This window comes from Cellulomonas sp. P4_H4, assembly GCF_056400865.1.
Genome location: NZ_JBFUKL010000002.1, coordinates 199,259 through 213,020, shown reverse-complemented (window position 1 = coordinate 213,020; position 13,762 = coordinate 199,259). Strand labels below are relative to the sequence as shown.

16 protein-coding genes are annotated in these 13,762 nt (G+C 71.4%); 8 read left to right on the top strand and 8 right to left on the bottom strand.

Going from position 1 to position 13,762, the window contains the following annotated elements; translation table 11 throughout:
- Positions 1 to 6: 6 nt before the first annotated feature.
- Positions 7 to 1,026, bottom strand: coding sequence for a M15 family metallopeptidase (locus AC1DPN_RS07275; RefSeq protein ID WP_477084068.1), 1,020 nt, complete (start codon positions 1,024 to 1,026; stop codon positions 7 to 9).
- A gap of 175 nt (positions 1,027 to 1,201) precedes the next feature.
- Positions 1,202 to 2,047, bottom strand: coding sequence for an alpha/beta hydrolase (locus AC1DPN_RS07270; protein ID WP_477084067.1), 846 nt, complete (start codon positions 2,045 to 2,047; stop codon positions 1,202 to 1,204).
- A gap of 109 nt (positions 2,048 to 2,156) precedes the next feature.
- Here AC1DPN_RS07270 and AC1DPN_RS07265 point away from each other — a divergent pair, with 109 nt between their 5' ends.
- From AC1DPN_RS07265 to AC1DPN_RS07255, 3 genes are all read left to right on the top strand, one after another.
- Positions 2,157 to 3,113, top strand: coding sequence for a hypothetical protein (locus tag AC1DPN_RS07265; protein ID WP_477084066.1), 957 nt, complete (start codon positions 2,157 to 2,159; stop codon positions 3,111 to 3,113).
- Positions 3,114 to 3,195: 82 nt separating this feature from the next.
- Positions 3,196 to 3,903 carry a DUF5701 family protein gene (locus tag AC1DPN_RS07260; protein WP_477084065.1) on the top strand — a complete coding sequence of 236 codons (708 nt, stop codon included), beginning with the start codon at positions 3,196 to 3,198 and terminating at the stop codon, positions 3,901 to 3,903.
- A gap of 9 nt (positions 3,904 to 3,912) precedes the next feature.
- Entirely contained in the window at positions 3,913 to 4,341 is a 429-nt protein-coding gene (locus AC1DPN_RS07255) for a DUF1905 domain-containing protein (protein ID WP_477084064.1), read from the top strand.
- 3 nt (positions 4,342 to 4,344) lie between these two features.
- On the opposite strand, the gene AC1DPN_RS07250 is transcribed toward AC1DPN_RS07255, so the two are convergent.
- Entirely contained in the window at positions 4,345 to 4,647 is a 303-nt protein-coding gene (locus tag AC1DPN_RS07250) for a hypothetical protein (protein WP_477084063.1), read from the bottom strand.
- A gap of 39 nt (positions 4,648 to 4,686) precedes the next feature.
- Positions 4,687 to 6,171 (bottom strand): outer membrane protein assembly factor BamB family protein, encoded by a 1,485-nt coding sequence (locus AC1DPN_RS07245; protein ID WP_477084062.1) that lies wholly within the window; start codon positions 6,169 to 6,171, stop codon positions 4,687 to 4,689.
- A 199-nt stretch (positions 6,172 to 6,370) separates the two neighbouring features.
- Here AC1DPN_RS07245 and AC1DPN_RS07240 point away from each other — a divergent pair, with 199 nt between their 5' ends.
- Entirely contained in the window at positions 6,371 to 7,549 is a 1,179-nt protein-coding gene (locus tag AC1DPN_RS07240; protein WP_477084061.1) for an RtcB family protein, read from the top strand.
- Between the two features lie 47 nt (positions 7,550 to 7,596).
- Here the strand turns inward: AC1DPN_RS07240 and AC1DPN_RS07235 are convergent, their stop codons facing one another.
- Positions 7,597 to 8,232 carry a TetR/AcrR family transcriptional regulator gene (locus tag AC1DPN_RS07235; protein WP_477084060.1) on the bottom strand — a complete coding sequence of 212 codons (636 nt, stop codon included), beginning with the start codon at positions 8,230 to 8,232 and terminating at the stop codon, positions 7,597 to 7,599.
- Between the two features lie 129 nt (positions 8,233 to 8,361).
- Here AC1DPN_RS07235 and AC1DPN_RS07230 point away from each other — a divergent pair, with 129 nt between their 5' ends.
- Both AC1DPN_RS07230 and AC1DPN_RS07225 read left to right on the top strand, forming a co-directional pair.
- Positions 8,362 to 9,876: an MFS transporter gene (locus tag AC1DPN_RS07230; RefSeq protein WP_477084059.1), complete on the top strand. Its 1,515-nt coding sequence runs from the start codon at positions 8,362 to 8,364 to the stop codon at positions 9,874 to 9,876.
- Between the two features lie 95 nt (positions 9,877 to 9,971).
- The gene (locus tag AC1DPN_RS07225) at positions 9,972 to 10,532 is read left to right on the top strand and encodes a hypothetical protein (protein WP_477084058.1); all 561 of its coding nucleotides are present in this window, start codon (positions 9,972 to 9,974) and stop codon (positions 10,530 to 10,532) included.
- 27 nt (positions 10,533 to 10,559) lie between these two features.
- Here the strand turns inward: AC1DPN_RS07225 and AC1DPN_RS07220 are convergent, their stop codons facing one another.
- The gene (locus AC1DPN_RS07220; protein ID WP_477084057.1) at positions 10,560 to 11,198 is read right to left on the bottom strand and encodes a DUF4203 domain-containing protein; all 639 of its coding nucleotides are present in this window, start codon (positions 11,196 to 11,198) and stop codon (positions 10,560 to 10,562) included.
- 349 nt (positions 11,199 to 11,547) lie between these two features.
- Between AC1DPN_RS07220 and AC1DPN_RS07215 the strand changes: the two genes are divergently transcribed.
- Positions 11,548 to 11,985 (top strand): hypothetical protein, encoded by a 438-nt coding sequence (locus AC1DPN_RS07215; RefSeq protein ID WP_477084056.1) that lies wholly within the window; start codon positions 11,548 to 11,550, stop codon positions 11,983 to 11,985.
- A gap of 69 nt (positions 11,986 to 12,054) precedes the next feature.
- On the opposite strand, the gene AC1DPN_RS07210 is transcribed toward AC1DPN_RS07215, so the two are convergent.
- On the bottom strand, positions 12,055 to 12,276 hold the full coding sequence (locus tag AC1DPN_RS07210; protein ID WP_477084055.1) for a hypothetical protein: 222 nt from the start codon (positions 12,274 to 12,276) through the stop codon (positions 12,055 to 12,057).
- The gene (locus AC1DPN_RS07205) at positions 12,276 to 13,322 is read right to left on the bottom strand and encodes an anthrax toxin lethal factor-related metalloendopeptidase (protein WP_477084054.1); all 1,047 of its coding nucleotides are present in this window, start codon (positions 13,320 to 13,322) and stop codon (positions 12,276 to 12,278) included. The genes AC1DPN_RS07210 and AC1DPN_RS07205 overlap by 1 nt, the downstream gene beginning before the upstream one ends.
- Positions 13,323 to 13,513: 191 nt before the next feature.
- Between AC1DPN_RS07205 and AC1DPN_RS07200 the strand changes: the two genes are divergently transcribed.
- On the top strand, positions 13,514 to 13,762 hold the full coding sequence (locus tag AC1DPN_RS07200) for an SCO4226 family nickel-binding protein (RefSeq protein WP_477084053.1): 249 nt from the start codon (positions 13,514 to 13,516) through the stop codon (positions 13,760 to 13,762).

Below are 13,762 nucleotides of genomic sequence, written 5' to 3'. Positions count from 1 at the left end.
CGAGGCTCAGCCGGTGAACTCGTAGTGCCAGTACTCCGGGTTCGAGCCGTTGCGCTGCGCCCAGCCCGGCGACGTCCATCCGTAGGACGGTCCGTTGCTGACCAGCCAGCTGCGCTGCGGGGTGTCCCAGCCGTACTCGCACGGCAGCTCCGGCACGTCGAGCGCGTTGCCGGTGCCGTGCCGCGAGGTTCCGGGCTGCGCGGCGATGCTGCCGAGCGCGGCCCGCATGGCCACCTGGGTGTCGTAGTCGCGGTACGTGAGGTCGAGGTCGAGGTCGTGCCCGAACTCCGCACGGAACGCCTGGTTGAGCCGCTCGAGGGCCGCCGTCGCATCGTTGCGCAGGTAGTAGGGCGTGCCGCGCGAGTCCGTGGCCCAGGACACCGCGGTCAGAGCGCTGGGCGGCAGCTTGCCGTTGGAGCCGTCGCCGCCGGCCGTCGGCGCGGAGGTGTAGAACGGCGGCCCGGAGTAGGTGGTGCCGCACGAGGGCGCGTTGCCCGACGACGCCGGCTTCGGCGTCTTCGCCTTCGCCGCGGCTGCCGCTGCGGCGGCGGCCGCCCGGGCCTGCGTCCACGCGTCGTGCGCTGCGACGACGGCGGCGTTCCCGGCTGCGAGCTGGGCGGTGATCACACGCAGCCCCGAGGGGCTGTAGCCGGTCGGGACCGTCGAGGCGGCGGCTGGCTCGGTCGACGACGATGCGGGGACGGCAGCCAGCGCGGCGTCGGCGGACGCGACCTCCCCGGCGAGCGCCTGCCGGACGGCATCGTCGCCCACCTGTCCCTCGGTCGCGGCGAGCGCGGCGCGGGCCTGGTCGGCGGCCGCCTCCAGCTGCGCGCGAGCGCCCGCGAGGATCGACTCCGCCTGCGCGACGTCGAGCGCCGCGTCGTGCCCGACCGCACCGTCGACGTCCGCGGCCTGGGCGGCGACGACCGCCGCGGCCCGGTCGGCCGCGAGCTCCTGCTGCGCCGCGACGTCGGCCCGGTGCGAGGCCCAGGCCCAGGCGCCTCCGGCCGCACCGAAGACCAGCACGACGGTGACGGCAGCGACGACGATGCGCGATGGTCGGCGGATGACGGTGCTCCGAGGACGGTGGGTCAGGGACGTTGGTCGGGGACGGCGCGCTCCCCACGTCAGGTCAGGCTAACCGCCTGGCTCGGGGGCACCACACCGGAGCACGACCCGGGTCGCCCGGACGCGGTTCCCGTCAGCTCACGAATCGCTGCACGAAGGCGAGCGCGGTCTGCGCGACGGTCTCCCAGCCGTGGTCGATGACCAGCGAGTGCCCGACGCCGGCGATCTCGACGAACTCGGTGACGCCGTCGTTGCGCTTCTGCCGCTTGTACGACGCGTGCGCGATCGCGTGGGGGACGGTGTGGTCGAGCTCGCCCGAGACGATCAGGACGGGTCCCCGCTCGGGGTTCTTGGTCTTGACCTTGGCCTGGCTCCACGGGTTGACGTTCGCCGCGGCAGCCTGGAACAGCGGCTCGCCCGATCCGGGGACGGCGTAGGTGTCGTAGAGCTCCTTGGCCTCGACCTCGTCGACCGCGTTGGCGAACGCGTACCGGAACTGCTCGTAGGTCAGGGGGACGGCACGCTGGTAGTTGGCCGGCTTGGACAGCACGGGCGACGCCGACTTGAGTGCCGAGATCGGCAGCGGCAGGACACCCTGGAACGGCGCCGGGTCGACCGCGACCGTCGCGGCCGACAGCCCCCTCCCGGCGATGATCTGCGCGAGCAGGCCACCGAAGGAGTGCCCCACCACTGCCGGCTTGATCGTCAGGGCCGTGACCGCCTCGGTGACGTGGTCGGCGATGTCGCTGATGCCCTTCTTGGCGAAGGTCGACGGGTTGGCGTTCGCCTCCGCGACGGTCTCGGGGTCGTCGGGCCAGCCCGGGGCGATCGTCGCGTACCCGGCCGCCTCGAAGTAGGTGCGCCAGCGGTCCCAGCTGCTGGGCAGCAACCACAGGCCGTGGACGAAGACGACGGGCGTGAGCCCGCTCGCGTTCGCCTTGTCGATGTCTGTCCGCTCGAGGTCCGTGAGGGGGCTCATGGAGCACATCGTGTCGTTTCGGACAGCGGTTCCGCCAGAGGTGTGACGCAACGGGTGGAATCGCGACCACGGCCTCAAGACGCAGGTCACGCCGGTCGATCCCGCCCTCATGACAGATGCGCGTTCGACGCTGCCCACCTCCGCGTCGCGCGCAGTCGACATCGCCCCCGGCATCCGCCCCCTGACGGCGACCGAGGCAGCCCACCTGGACCGCGCCCGGGCGCACCTGCGCTCCGCCGGGATCGACGTCGCCGATCCCGCCGCGGTCGGTGCCCTCCTGCACAGCTCCCGCTCGGTGTGGGCCGAGGGGCCGTCGTCGGCACCGCCCTCGTCGATGATCCTGGCGCTCGGGGTCGGCGTCGGCGACCTGCTGATCGCTCGCACGCCCGGCGCCCGGTGGGCGCTGCACCTCGGGTCCAGCGACCCGACGCCGACCGTCGTCTCAGCGTCCGGCCTCGACGCGGCACTCCCCCTCACGGACGTCCGCACGCGTTGGGTGACCGGCTGCACGCCGGGGTGGGTCGCCGAGTACGTCGCGAGCGCGGCCGCGCACCTGGTGGCCGCACCTGCAGAACCCGCGCCCGCCCCGGCCGGCACGGTCCCGAGCCCCCGCGAGGCTGCGGACGACCGGCCCCGCACGCCCGCCGAGCTGCCCTACCCGCCCACACCCGCCGTTCAAGACATCGCTCTCGGCGCGCTCGAGCACGCGCTCGGGACGATCCTCGCGGCCACCCCCGACCCGCGCCCGTTCGTCCTCGTCGACGGTGCCGGCGGACCTGAGATCCGCACCTTCGACGGCGCCGCCGACGACGCGCAACGAATCGCGCGCGCCTGGGCCCGCGGCTCCGGGGCAACCCGGGCGGCAGTCGCCTGGTTCGGCTCGCTGCTGACACAGGACGCGGGCGTCGCGCCGGTCGTCCTCGTCGAGGCCTCCGACCCGCACCAGCCGAGCCTCATCGTCGCCCACCGCTACGCCCCGGCCACGCCCTCCGGCGACGGCCGCGCCCGCCCCGCACGGCCCATCGGGGACCCGATCATCCTCGGTCAGGGCGACGCCCTGCTCTGACCTCTCGCGCGCGGCGGGGGGGAACACCCGGCGGTGGCCGTCCGTTGAACCTTCTCCGAGCCACCGAGCCGAGAAGGAGCCCATGGGCGTCCCCGTCACCACCGTCGACCCGTCCCTGCCGACCGTCATCGCACCGGCGTCGCCCGCTGCGGCGTCGCATGCTCCCGAGGCGTCGTTCGTCGACGAGCTCGAGCGCCAGACCACCGCGTACGTCGAGCTGGGCATCCCGTCGCTGCTCGGCGTGGACGAGCCGACGTTCCGGACCACGCTCGCACCGCTCGCCGACGCACCTCCCGGCGAGACCTCCACGTCGGTCGTCGTTGGCGACGCCGTGCCGTTCGTGCTCGTCGTGCCGGGCCTGGACGTCAACGACCTGGCCCCGGCGATGCGGCGCGGCTCGAAGGTCGGGGTCAGTGTGATCGACCGCGACGAGGCACCCACGTACCGGACGATCGAGGGTGTCGAGGTGCCGACGACGCCGTACCTGCTCTGGGGCATCGACACCGGCTCGGAGTTCTGCAACATCACGCCCGAGACCGCGCTCGCGACGATCACCGGCCGCGGCCGCACACCGTTGACCATCGACGAGGGCGTCGCCCTCACCATCGTGCGCCCCGACATGCTGCGGCCGAACAAGTGCTTCTCGCTCGCGGGCTCGCGCACCGGTACGAACCAACGCGTCCCGGCGGTCTGGATCAGCGAGCGTCGCGCGAAGCTCGGCTGGTGCTGGGACCGCAACCCGCACACGTGGCTCGGTGCGGCCTCGGCAGCAGGCCGAATCGGCCTCTAGTCTCGGCCCATGCGCTTCCGGACGGTTCTCGAGCTCAGCGGCAAGACGGCGACCGGCATGCCGGTGCCTGCGGAGGTGGTCGAGGCCATGGGCCGCGGCGCCCGCTTCCCCGCCGTCGTGACGATCAACGGGTACTCCTACCGCAGCACGGTCACGCCGTACGGCGGCAAGACGCTCATCCCGGTGAGCGCCGAGAACCGCGCGGGCGCGGGGATCGCGGCGGGCGAGGAGGTCGACGTCGACATCGAGTACGACGACGCCCCGCGCACGATCGCGGTTCCCGACGACCTCGCGGCGGCGCTCTCGGACGCCGGCAAGGCTGCACTCGAGGCCCTCTCGTTCAGCCGCAAGCGCGCGATCATCGAGCCGATCGAGGCGGCCAAGACGCCCGAGACGCGATCGCGCAGGATCGCGAAGGCAGCCGAAGAGCTCGGCTGACCCTCAGGTCGTCTGCGCCCGAACGGGGTACCAGCGCGACCCGAACCGGCGCGTCACCGAGCGCCCGCTGATGTCCGCGAGCTCGTCCAGGCGTGCCAGCACGGCCCAGCCGACGCGTCGCGCATACTGGTCGTCGACGGCCTCGAACCGGACCGTCACACGCGCCTGACCTCGCACGACGCTCACGTCGAACGCCTCGACGGTGGTGAACGACTCGGCCACCTCGACCGCCGCGGGGAGCACGTCAGGGGCGTCGACACCGGGTTGCAGGAGCCCCACGTTGGCGGTCACGCGGTAGGACGGCACGGGTGAACGGTACGCAACGCAGGCGGCCAGGCGGCCCGCTCAACCCAGGACGACGACGTCGCCCGTCGCGTCCTCGTTCGCGACCATCCAGCCGTGCGCCTGCGACAGGCCGGACACGCCCGGGGGGTAGCGCACACGAAAGTCCTCGCGCCCGCTCACCGGGTCGAACGCCACCAGGACCGGCAGCGACGACGAGGCCGACTCGAACGGCACCAGGAGGTGGCGCCCGTCGGTCATCGCCTGCCGAGGAGCCAGGTCTGTGGCCGGCGCCTTCCACAGCTGCTTGCCGGTGACGCCGTCGAACGCGAACACGCCCAGCGAGCTGGTCAGGTAGACACGCCCCCGCATCACCACCGCGCTGGACGGCTGAAGGACGTTCACCGACCACAGCTCGTGGTCCGTGCCGGCCCGCCAGCCGTGCGTCATCGAGTCCCCCGACAGGAGCAGACCTGGGACGCTCCCGTCGTCGACGACCACATGAACCGGGGACCCCTGGACCGTGGTGTCGCCCGCAGGGTCCCCGTCGGGAGCGATGAACGTCGTACGCGTTCCACCCGTCCCGGTCGGCTCCTGCATCGACAGCACCGACCCGGGCTGGTCGTACCAGTTCCACAGGGCGCCAGCCTCACCCGTGGGCAGCTCGCGCACGACCGAACCGTCGTGCGGTTGCAGGAGCACCACGCCGGACGTGGGTGTCACCAGTGCGAGCACGTCACCGGCAGGGAAGACGCTGACGCTCGCGTCGTCGGTCCCGCCCGGCGACCCTTCGGTGTGCGTCCACCGGATCACCCCGGTCAGCACGTCGCACCCGATCACGGTGCTGCCCGCCTCGGACCCGGTCCCGATGACGACCAGGTCGTCCGGCATCACCGCCAGCGAGACGCCGCGCTCGACCGGCCAGCGGGCCAGGACCGCACCATCGGCCGCGCCCATCACGACGACCTCGCGCTTCGTGGTCGTCAACGTCCACGAGTCCGCGTCGCCGTCAGCGAGCACCACACCCCCGTCCGACACGAGGCACACGACGCGCGCCGCCGGGTGGAGCGCGTCACCGTCGAGCTGACAGCTGGACTCGCTGAGCATGTCCGTCGGGCTCAGACCCGCGAGAGCCGCTGTCGGAGCAGACACCTGGGTCGTCCACCCGTAGCCGTTCTCGGTGATGCGTGTGTACGTCTGCGACCCGTCTCCGCCGATCGCCAGGGACCCTCCAGCCGTTCCGAACACCGCCGCGGAGTCGCTCGGCGGCAGGTGGAGCTGGATCGTCAGAGATGGCCCGACCGGTGGAAGTACCCCGGGCACCTTCGCGAACGCCTCCGCAGCGGCGCGCTCCCGTGACACCAGCACCACCTGCGTCATGCCGGCCACGGCGACCACGACCGCGACGACACCAGCGGTCCACAGCAGAGCTCGCCGCCGGTGCGGGCGCTCGTGCGGCGCGGCCCCGCCCGTGTCGCCGCCCTCGAGGGGGCCGACATCCTGCTCGTCGACGAGCTCGACCTTGCCCATGCCCCCGCGGCGCCCCATGCAGGGACTGTATTGGCGCGCACCCGCAGATCATCGAGTGTTCCCGCGCGCCCCCCGATCGACGGCACCACCGGCCGGGTCGCGGTACGACACCGCGCCGTGGGCTGCACGTCTGCGGGTAACCCGGTCGAGTGGCACAGGGCGCACGGCGCGCAATCAAGGCGACGAGGCCGACGACCGCGTGCCAGGCTCCCGCCCCATGACACGCGAGCACATCACCTCGCGACTGATCAGCTGGGCATCGATCCTCGAGGAGAACACCCGGGCTCAGGCAGTCGCCACGTCCACCATGCCGTTCATCTACCCGCACCTGGCTCTCATGCCCGACGCCCACCTGGGTCTCGGCGCGACGGTCGGCAGCGTCATCCCGACGCTGGGCGCGATCATCCCCGCCGCCGTCGGCGTGGACATCGGCTGCGGGATGATCGCCGTCCGCACGCAGTGGACGGCGGAGCAGGTGCGTTCGCGAGGCTCGCTGTCGAAGCTGCGCGTGGCGATCGAGAGGGCGGTCCCGCTGTCGGCGGGTGGCGTGAACCAGCGCCTCACGTCGACGGCCGCGACGCGCGTCGAGGTGCTCGAGGCCAAGGCGGCCGACGCCGGCTTCGACCCGACCGCCGACGCGTCGAGGTGGCGTCTGCAGCTGGGTTCGCTCGGTTCCGGGAACCACTTCATCGAGGTCACGGTCGACGAGACCGGCACGGTCTGGCTGTTCCTCCACTCGGGGAGCCGCGGGGTCGGCAACCGGATCGCGCAGCGGCACATCAAGGTCGCGGCGGAGCTGTGCCGCCGGTGGTGGATCACGCTGCCGGACAAGGACCTCGCCTACCTGGTCGAGGACACCGACGAGTTCTGGGCGTACATCCGCGAGCTGCGGTGGGCCCAGGACTACGCCCTGCTGAACCGCGAGGAGATGATGGACCGGGTCGTCGACGCGATCGCCGAGCACATGGGTGAGGACGTCGTGGAGGCCGAGCAGGTCAACTGCCACCACAACTTCACGGAGCAGGAGACGCACTTCAACAAGCGCGTCTGGGTGTCCCGCAAGGGCGCGATCAAGGCCGGTGTCGGTGACGCCGGGCTGATCCCGGGCTCGATGGGCACCGCGTCCTACGTCGTGACCGGCAAGGGCGACCCGCTATCGCTGAGCTCCTCGCCGCACGGCGCCGGCCGGAACTTCTCGCGGTCCGCCGCGCGGCGCCAGTTCACGCACGACCAGCTCCGCGAGGCGATGGTCGGCATCGAGTACCGCGACACGGACGCGTTCCTCGACGAGATCCCGGCGGCGTACAAGGACATCGACCAGGTCATGGCCGACGCCGCCGACCTCGTCGAGGTGCGTCACGTGCTCCGTCAGATCGTCAACGTGAAGGGCGACTGACGGGCGACGACCCGCTCTCCGACGAGGAGTGCGGGGCCGTCGTCGTGCTACTTCTCGCAGCTCGTACCGTGGTGGTCGCCAACGGGGGCCAAAAGTGCGGTCAGCAGGTCGTGCACCGGTCCGGACAGCTGCGCCTCGCCCGCCGAGGCGAGCGGCTCCACCGCGGCCCACGACCGCATGATCGAGATCCCGAACCCGGCGGCGACCACGAGCTGCGCGCCGAGGAGAGCCCGCTCGTAGCCGGGGTCGTCGGGTCGGCTTCCGGCGAGCGCCGCGAGGTGCTCGGCGAAGGACCGCAGCGTCCTCGTGCGGATCTGCTCGGCACGTTCGTCGCCGGAGGTGCGCATGAGCAGCAGCAGCTGGTTGGGGCGGTCCACCGACTCCGCACCGGCAAGCTGCTGGACGATCCGCCCCGTGAGCTGCTCGAGCGTCACCTCCTGCGCGAGCGAGCGCTCGAGCTCGTTCGCCGCGCCCGTGAGGCACGCCTCGAACAGGCCTTCCTTCGAGCTGAAGTACCGGCTGATCAGGGCGACGTTGACCCCGGCGTCGTCGGCGATGCTCCGGACCGTCGTGGCGGCGTAGCCGTCGGTCGAGAACCGTCGCCGCGCCGCCGTGAGCAGCAGCAGGCGCGTGCTGTCGGCATCGCGCCGCCTGGGCACGGCCTGGGCCTCGTCGACACTCATCGCTCTCCTTCTGGTGGTGCGACAACCTAACCCGCCCGACGGTGTGATGTAAACACACGTTGACTTGGTGGGTTGCCCTGGGGTACCAATAGGTCAACACCCGTTTACATCGAGACCTCCAGGGACGTCATGACCCACTCCATCACCGCCGCAGGCTCCGTCGTGGCCCCGACCGCGGGCCACCCGACCCCCACCAGGTTCCTGGTCCTCTACCTGTCGCTGGGCGGGCTCGCCTTCGCGGTGCTCCAGTCGCTCGTCGCGCCCGCGCTGCCCGTGCTGGCGACCGACCTGGGCGTCTCGACGGCCGACGCGAGCTGGATCCTCACGGCCTACCTCCTGGCGGCCTCGGTGCTCACGCCGATCCTCGGTCGGCTCGGCGACATGGTCGGCAAGCGTCGCGTCCTCATCGGCGTCCTTGCCACGCTCGCCGTCGGCACGCTGCTCGCCGCCGTGGCCCCGAACCTGAGCGTGCTGATCATCGCGCGCGTCCTGCAGGGCTCGGCCGGCGCGATCCTGCCGCTGTCTATCGGCCTCGTCCGCGACGAGCTACCGCGCGAGAAGGTCAGCGTCACGGTCGGCCTCCTGTCGGCGATCTTCGGGGTCGGCGCGGGCGTCGGCATCGTCGCCGCCGGACCCATCGTCGAGAACCTCTCCTGGCACTGGCTCTTCTGGCTGCCGCTGGTCCTCGTCGTCATCGCCCTGCTCGGCGCGATCTTCGGCATGAAGGAGTCGCCTGTCCGTACGCCCGGCCGCCTCGACGTGGTCGGTGCGGGCATCCTCACCGTGGGCCTCGTGTCGCTGCTCCTCGCGATCAGCAAGGGCCAGAGCTGGGGCTGGTTCGAGGGCAAGACGCTCGCCGTCTTCGGGCTCGGCGTCGTCGCACTGGTTGCGTTCGTGCTCGTCGAGCTGCGCGTCAGCCAGCCGCTCATCGACATCCGGCTCATGAAGAACCGCGGCGTGTGGGCCACCGACCTCGTCGCCCTGACGCTCGGCTTCGCGATGTTCGGCACGTTCCTGCTCATCCCGACTCTGCTCGAGCTGCCGCTGGCCAGCGGCGTCGGCTTCGGCAAGTCCGTGTCTCAGGCCGGCCTGTTCCTGCTGCCGACCGTGCTCATGATGATCGTGTTCGGACCGCTCTCGGGTCTCCTCGACCGCAAGTTCGGTCCCAAGGTCCCCCTGGCCCTCGGCACCGCCCTGGTCGTCGCCGGGTTCGCATTCCCGGCGCTCATGCACGACCAGGTCTGGCACGTCGTCGCGTCCGGTCTGCTCACCGGCGCCGGCATCGGCCTGGCGTTCGCGGCCATGTCCAACGCGATCATCGAGGCCGTCCCGGCCGCGCAGACCGGTGAGGCCAGCAGCGTCAACGCGATCTCACGGACCATCGGCAGCAGCATCGGCACCGCCGTCGTCGCCGCCGTGATCACGTCGCACAGCACGCCCGAGGGCATGCCGACCGACCAGGCGTTCACGTACGGCTTCTGGGTCTGCGCGGGCGTCGCCGTCCTCGCGTTCCTCGCGTCGCTCGCCCTGCCCGCCGCGCGCCGTCGCCGTCAGGAGGCGCTCGCCCACGGCGTGACCGACCTCCCGGAGGAGCCTGTCGAGCTCCACCTGCCGCACCGTCACGACGAGCAGCCGGCTCGCTGACACCGTTGCGGCGCCCCCCAGCCGGGAGGCGCCGCACCTGTCTCCGCACCGACGACCGTGTCGCGCGCACCGCGGTGAGAAGGCACGATGCGCGGATGAGGACGACCAGCACGGGACGGGTGCGCTGGCTGCGCTACGGCGCGCTGGTCGCGTTCGGGGTCGGGTTCGGGTACGTCGAGGCAGCTGTGGTCCACTACCTGCGAGTGGCGCTGGGCTCGCAGCTCGACTACGACGCGCCCGTGCGCCGCGTGTACCTCGACCTCGGGGTGATCCGGTTCGTCGACCCCGTGCACACGATGCTCATCGACCCGGACCTGGCGCGCGCGGAGACCGCACGAGAGGCCGCGACCCTCCTCATGCTCGCCGCGGTCGCGGTGCTGGCAGGGCGTGCGTTCTGGCACGGGGTGGCCGCGTTCTTCGTCGCGTTCACCGTGTGGGACCTCGCCTACTACCTGTTCCTGCGAGTGCTGACGGGGTGGCCCGCGAGCCTCGCGGACACCGACGTGTTCTTCCTCATCCCGGTGCCGTGGCTGGGTCCCGTGGCCACAGCCGTCGTCGCGTCAGCGGTCGTGCTCGCCATCTCGTCGTGGTGGTACCTGCGGCCCGCTGCGTGGACGCGCCGATCCGCGCCGACAGCACCGATCCTCGCCTCGTGAGCCGGCGGTCGACGACGACGAGCCAGGTCAGCGGGTCTGGGCGTACCAGGCCTCGTTGATGGTGCTGCGCATCACGACCTGCTGCCGCATCTGGACCACGATGCCGACCAGCGCCAGCACCAGCGCGAGCAGGTACCAACCCCAGCCTGCGTCGACCGCGCTGCTGAAGCTGCCCTGCGTGAAGTCGGCGGAGTTCAGGGTGCCGACCAGCAGCATCAAGCCGCCGACCACGCTGATGGCGCCGGCGATGGAGCTGGCCACGGCCAGCACCACCATCGGCATGTTTCCCACGACGGCCACGAGCCCGAGGAGCGCACCGATGGCCACGCCGACCAGGACGGCGACCCAGCTCCAGTCGATCCCCAGGGCGACGACCAGGCCGCTACCGATCGCGAAGCCGAACGCCGCCATCGCGAGGACCACGGCCACCGCATAGAAGAAGTAGGCGAGCACGGCGAAGATCAGGGCGAAGACCAGCCCCGAGACCCAGCCGAGCACGGTCCCGAGCACGTGCTCGTCCGCGAGCTGGGCGAAGATCCCTGCCCCGAACGCGAAGCCGACGAAGAAGCCCCAGATCGGGAGGACGAGCCGCAGCACGAACTGCCCCGCGAAGAGCATGGCGCCGCCGGCGAGGATCGCGAGGATGCCCAACAAGATATCTGCCATGGCCCGAATGTAGGGCTCGTCTCCGCCGATCCGCGCGAAGACACCGGTGAACCGCCGCCACCAGCACCTGTGATCGCCCCGACGTGTCGAGCTGGGCCCGCGTGGCAGCCGGTGTTCCCGACGTCGCTCGCGTCGCGATCCGCCGAGCAGGTGAACTCGGACCCCGGGGACGGAGTTCACCCGTGGCACCCTCGACGCATCGAGGTACCGTCGGAATTGTCCGATATGTGGACGTCATAGAGCGACCGATCGTGAGCGCGGCCCACGGGCAACGTAGCCCGGTGCGACCTGCCCACCTGCAGAAACACCCCGCCACATTCGTCACGTCATCCCTACGAAGGAGCAATCCGTGAGGAAGCTCATTGCAGTCCTGAGCGCAGCCGTCCTGGCCATCCTGGGAATCGGCATCGTCTCGTCCGCATCCGCCAGCCCCGCATACGCCAACACCGTCACCTACTCAGGCCAGGGCCTGACGTCCGCAGGCACCCTCCAGGACAACCGCTGCGCCGACGGGGTCGAGCCTTACCTGCTCTTCGTCCTGACAGCGAACAAGGCCTCCGCCGCAGACATCACGCTGCCGTCCGGGACGTACGCGATGGTGCAGTCGGGCAACGGCGCCTTCAAGTACATGGCTCCCTACCAGGACCCGACCGCTCTGATCGGCGTGGCCGTCGCCAGCTACGACGGCGTCAAGACGAACGCCCAGTTCGTGATCAGCCACGGCTGCGCGGGTGAGTCGACGCCGACGCCGTCGCCGTCGCCGTCCTCGTCGAACCCGCAGTCCTGACGCGCTCGCACATAGCCGAAGGCCCCGTCCCAGCATCGTCGCTGGGGCGGGGCCTTCGTCTGCAGGCGCCTAGTCGTCCGGCCATGGAGCAACGGGCTTGCTCTGGCCCGGCGCCAGACCCCCGACGTGCACCAGAACAGACTCGTAGTCGGCGTCGCCGGGCGCATACGTGAAGTACCCCTCACCGGTCGCGCCGTCCTCGGTCTCGGCGCGCAGCCGGAGCACGAGGGTCCGGTCCGCCTGCATCGTCGCGACGCCGATGCTCGGCCGGCGCGGCTCTCCCGTACTCATCAGGGACCTGCAGCGACGAACGGGTTGCTCGCCCAGTAGGCGTGAAGCCGCGGATAGGCGGTCGCGTCGTTGGCGTCGTGGCTGTAGAAGCGCGCGAAGCTCTCCGCGTAGGTCTCCCGCACACCGGCGGGGTTGGCGTCTCCCTCGTAGCTGTCGAGGCGCGCCTTGTCGGCGTCTCGGGCCGCGATGAAGCGCGGGTCGGTCACGCCACCGGTCGTCACGGCGTCGCCGATAGCGTGCCCGACCTCGTGCAGCACGAGGTTCGCGGCACCGTGCCCGTCGCCCGTCGGCGGGACGCGTCCGCCGCGGGTGGCGATGATCACGCGGTTGCGGGCAGGGTCGTTCAGGCCCGGCACGGTGTCCCACGTCTTTCCCGGGGACCAGCTCCGTGGTCGCACGCCGCGCAGGTCGGTGCGGATCTCGGTGACCGAGTTGCGGCAGACGACGACCTTGGTGCCCTTCTTGCTGAGCGCTTCGAGCGCCGGCAGGGGGATCTTGATCATCTCGGTGACGACCGCCTGACGGTCGGCCTCGTCGGCGGTCCCTCCGACCTCGGCGATCGACTCGGCCACCCGCCGGAGAGCCTGCGCGGGACTCACGGTCGGCTGGATGACCAGTCCTCCGACGATCCCGCCGATCAGCCCGCCGGCCAGCAGACCGACGCCCGCGCCCACGGGACCACCGACGTAGGCGCCGATGAGGGCGCCGGCCCCCGCACCGATGAGCGCGCCGACGGCCGCGCCTCCCCAGTCCCAGCGCTGGATCGCCGGCAGCTGGTCCTGGGTCAGCAGCTCGCGCGCCCTCTCCGACGACGCGGAGTCGCTCAGCGTCGCGGCCGCGCGGCCAGGCTCGCGGACTCTCGTCGGGCCCTCGAGCATCCGCTGGACGGCGCGATTGCCGACGAGGCCCTGAAGCCGCAGTACCTGACCGGCAGTGAGGGGCGCCCGGGACGGGACCTCACCGCGGACGGGGGCATGCGGGTGCACGACCTTGGGCACCATCTCGTCCGAGGCGTTCTGTCCTGAACGTTCATGCGACAGCCGCACAGATCCACGCTAACGGCGGGCTCGGCTCGACGGCAACGCTCTCGGCGAGGTGGGAAGGTCCCGGCTGCGCTCGACTCCTCCGGCGGTGGGTGATGATCACGACCCCTCCTATCCACCGTTCGCGGCTCGGAGTAGAACTAGGACGAACCGGTGCAAATGGTGCATCGGTCGTCCGCCAGGAGGCTGGAGCCATGCCCAAGTTCATGGATGTTCACCACGGAATGGTCGGGATCACACCCGAGGCCCTCAAGGCCGCTCACCAAGCGGACCTCGACATCCAGGGCGAAGAGGGCGTCGACTTCCAGAGTGCGTGGGGAGACCCCGAGTCGGGGATGGTCTGGTGCGTCTCGGAGGCTCCCGACGCCGACGCGGTCCTCCGCATCCACGAGCGGACCGGGCACCCGGCCGTCGAGATCTACCCGGTCCCGGTCGAGGCGTAG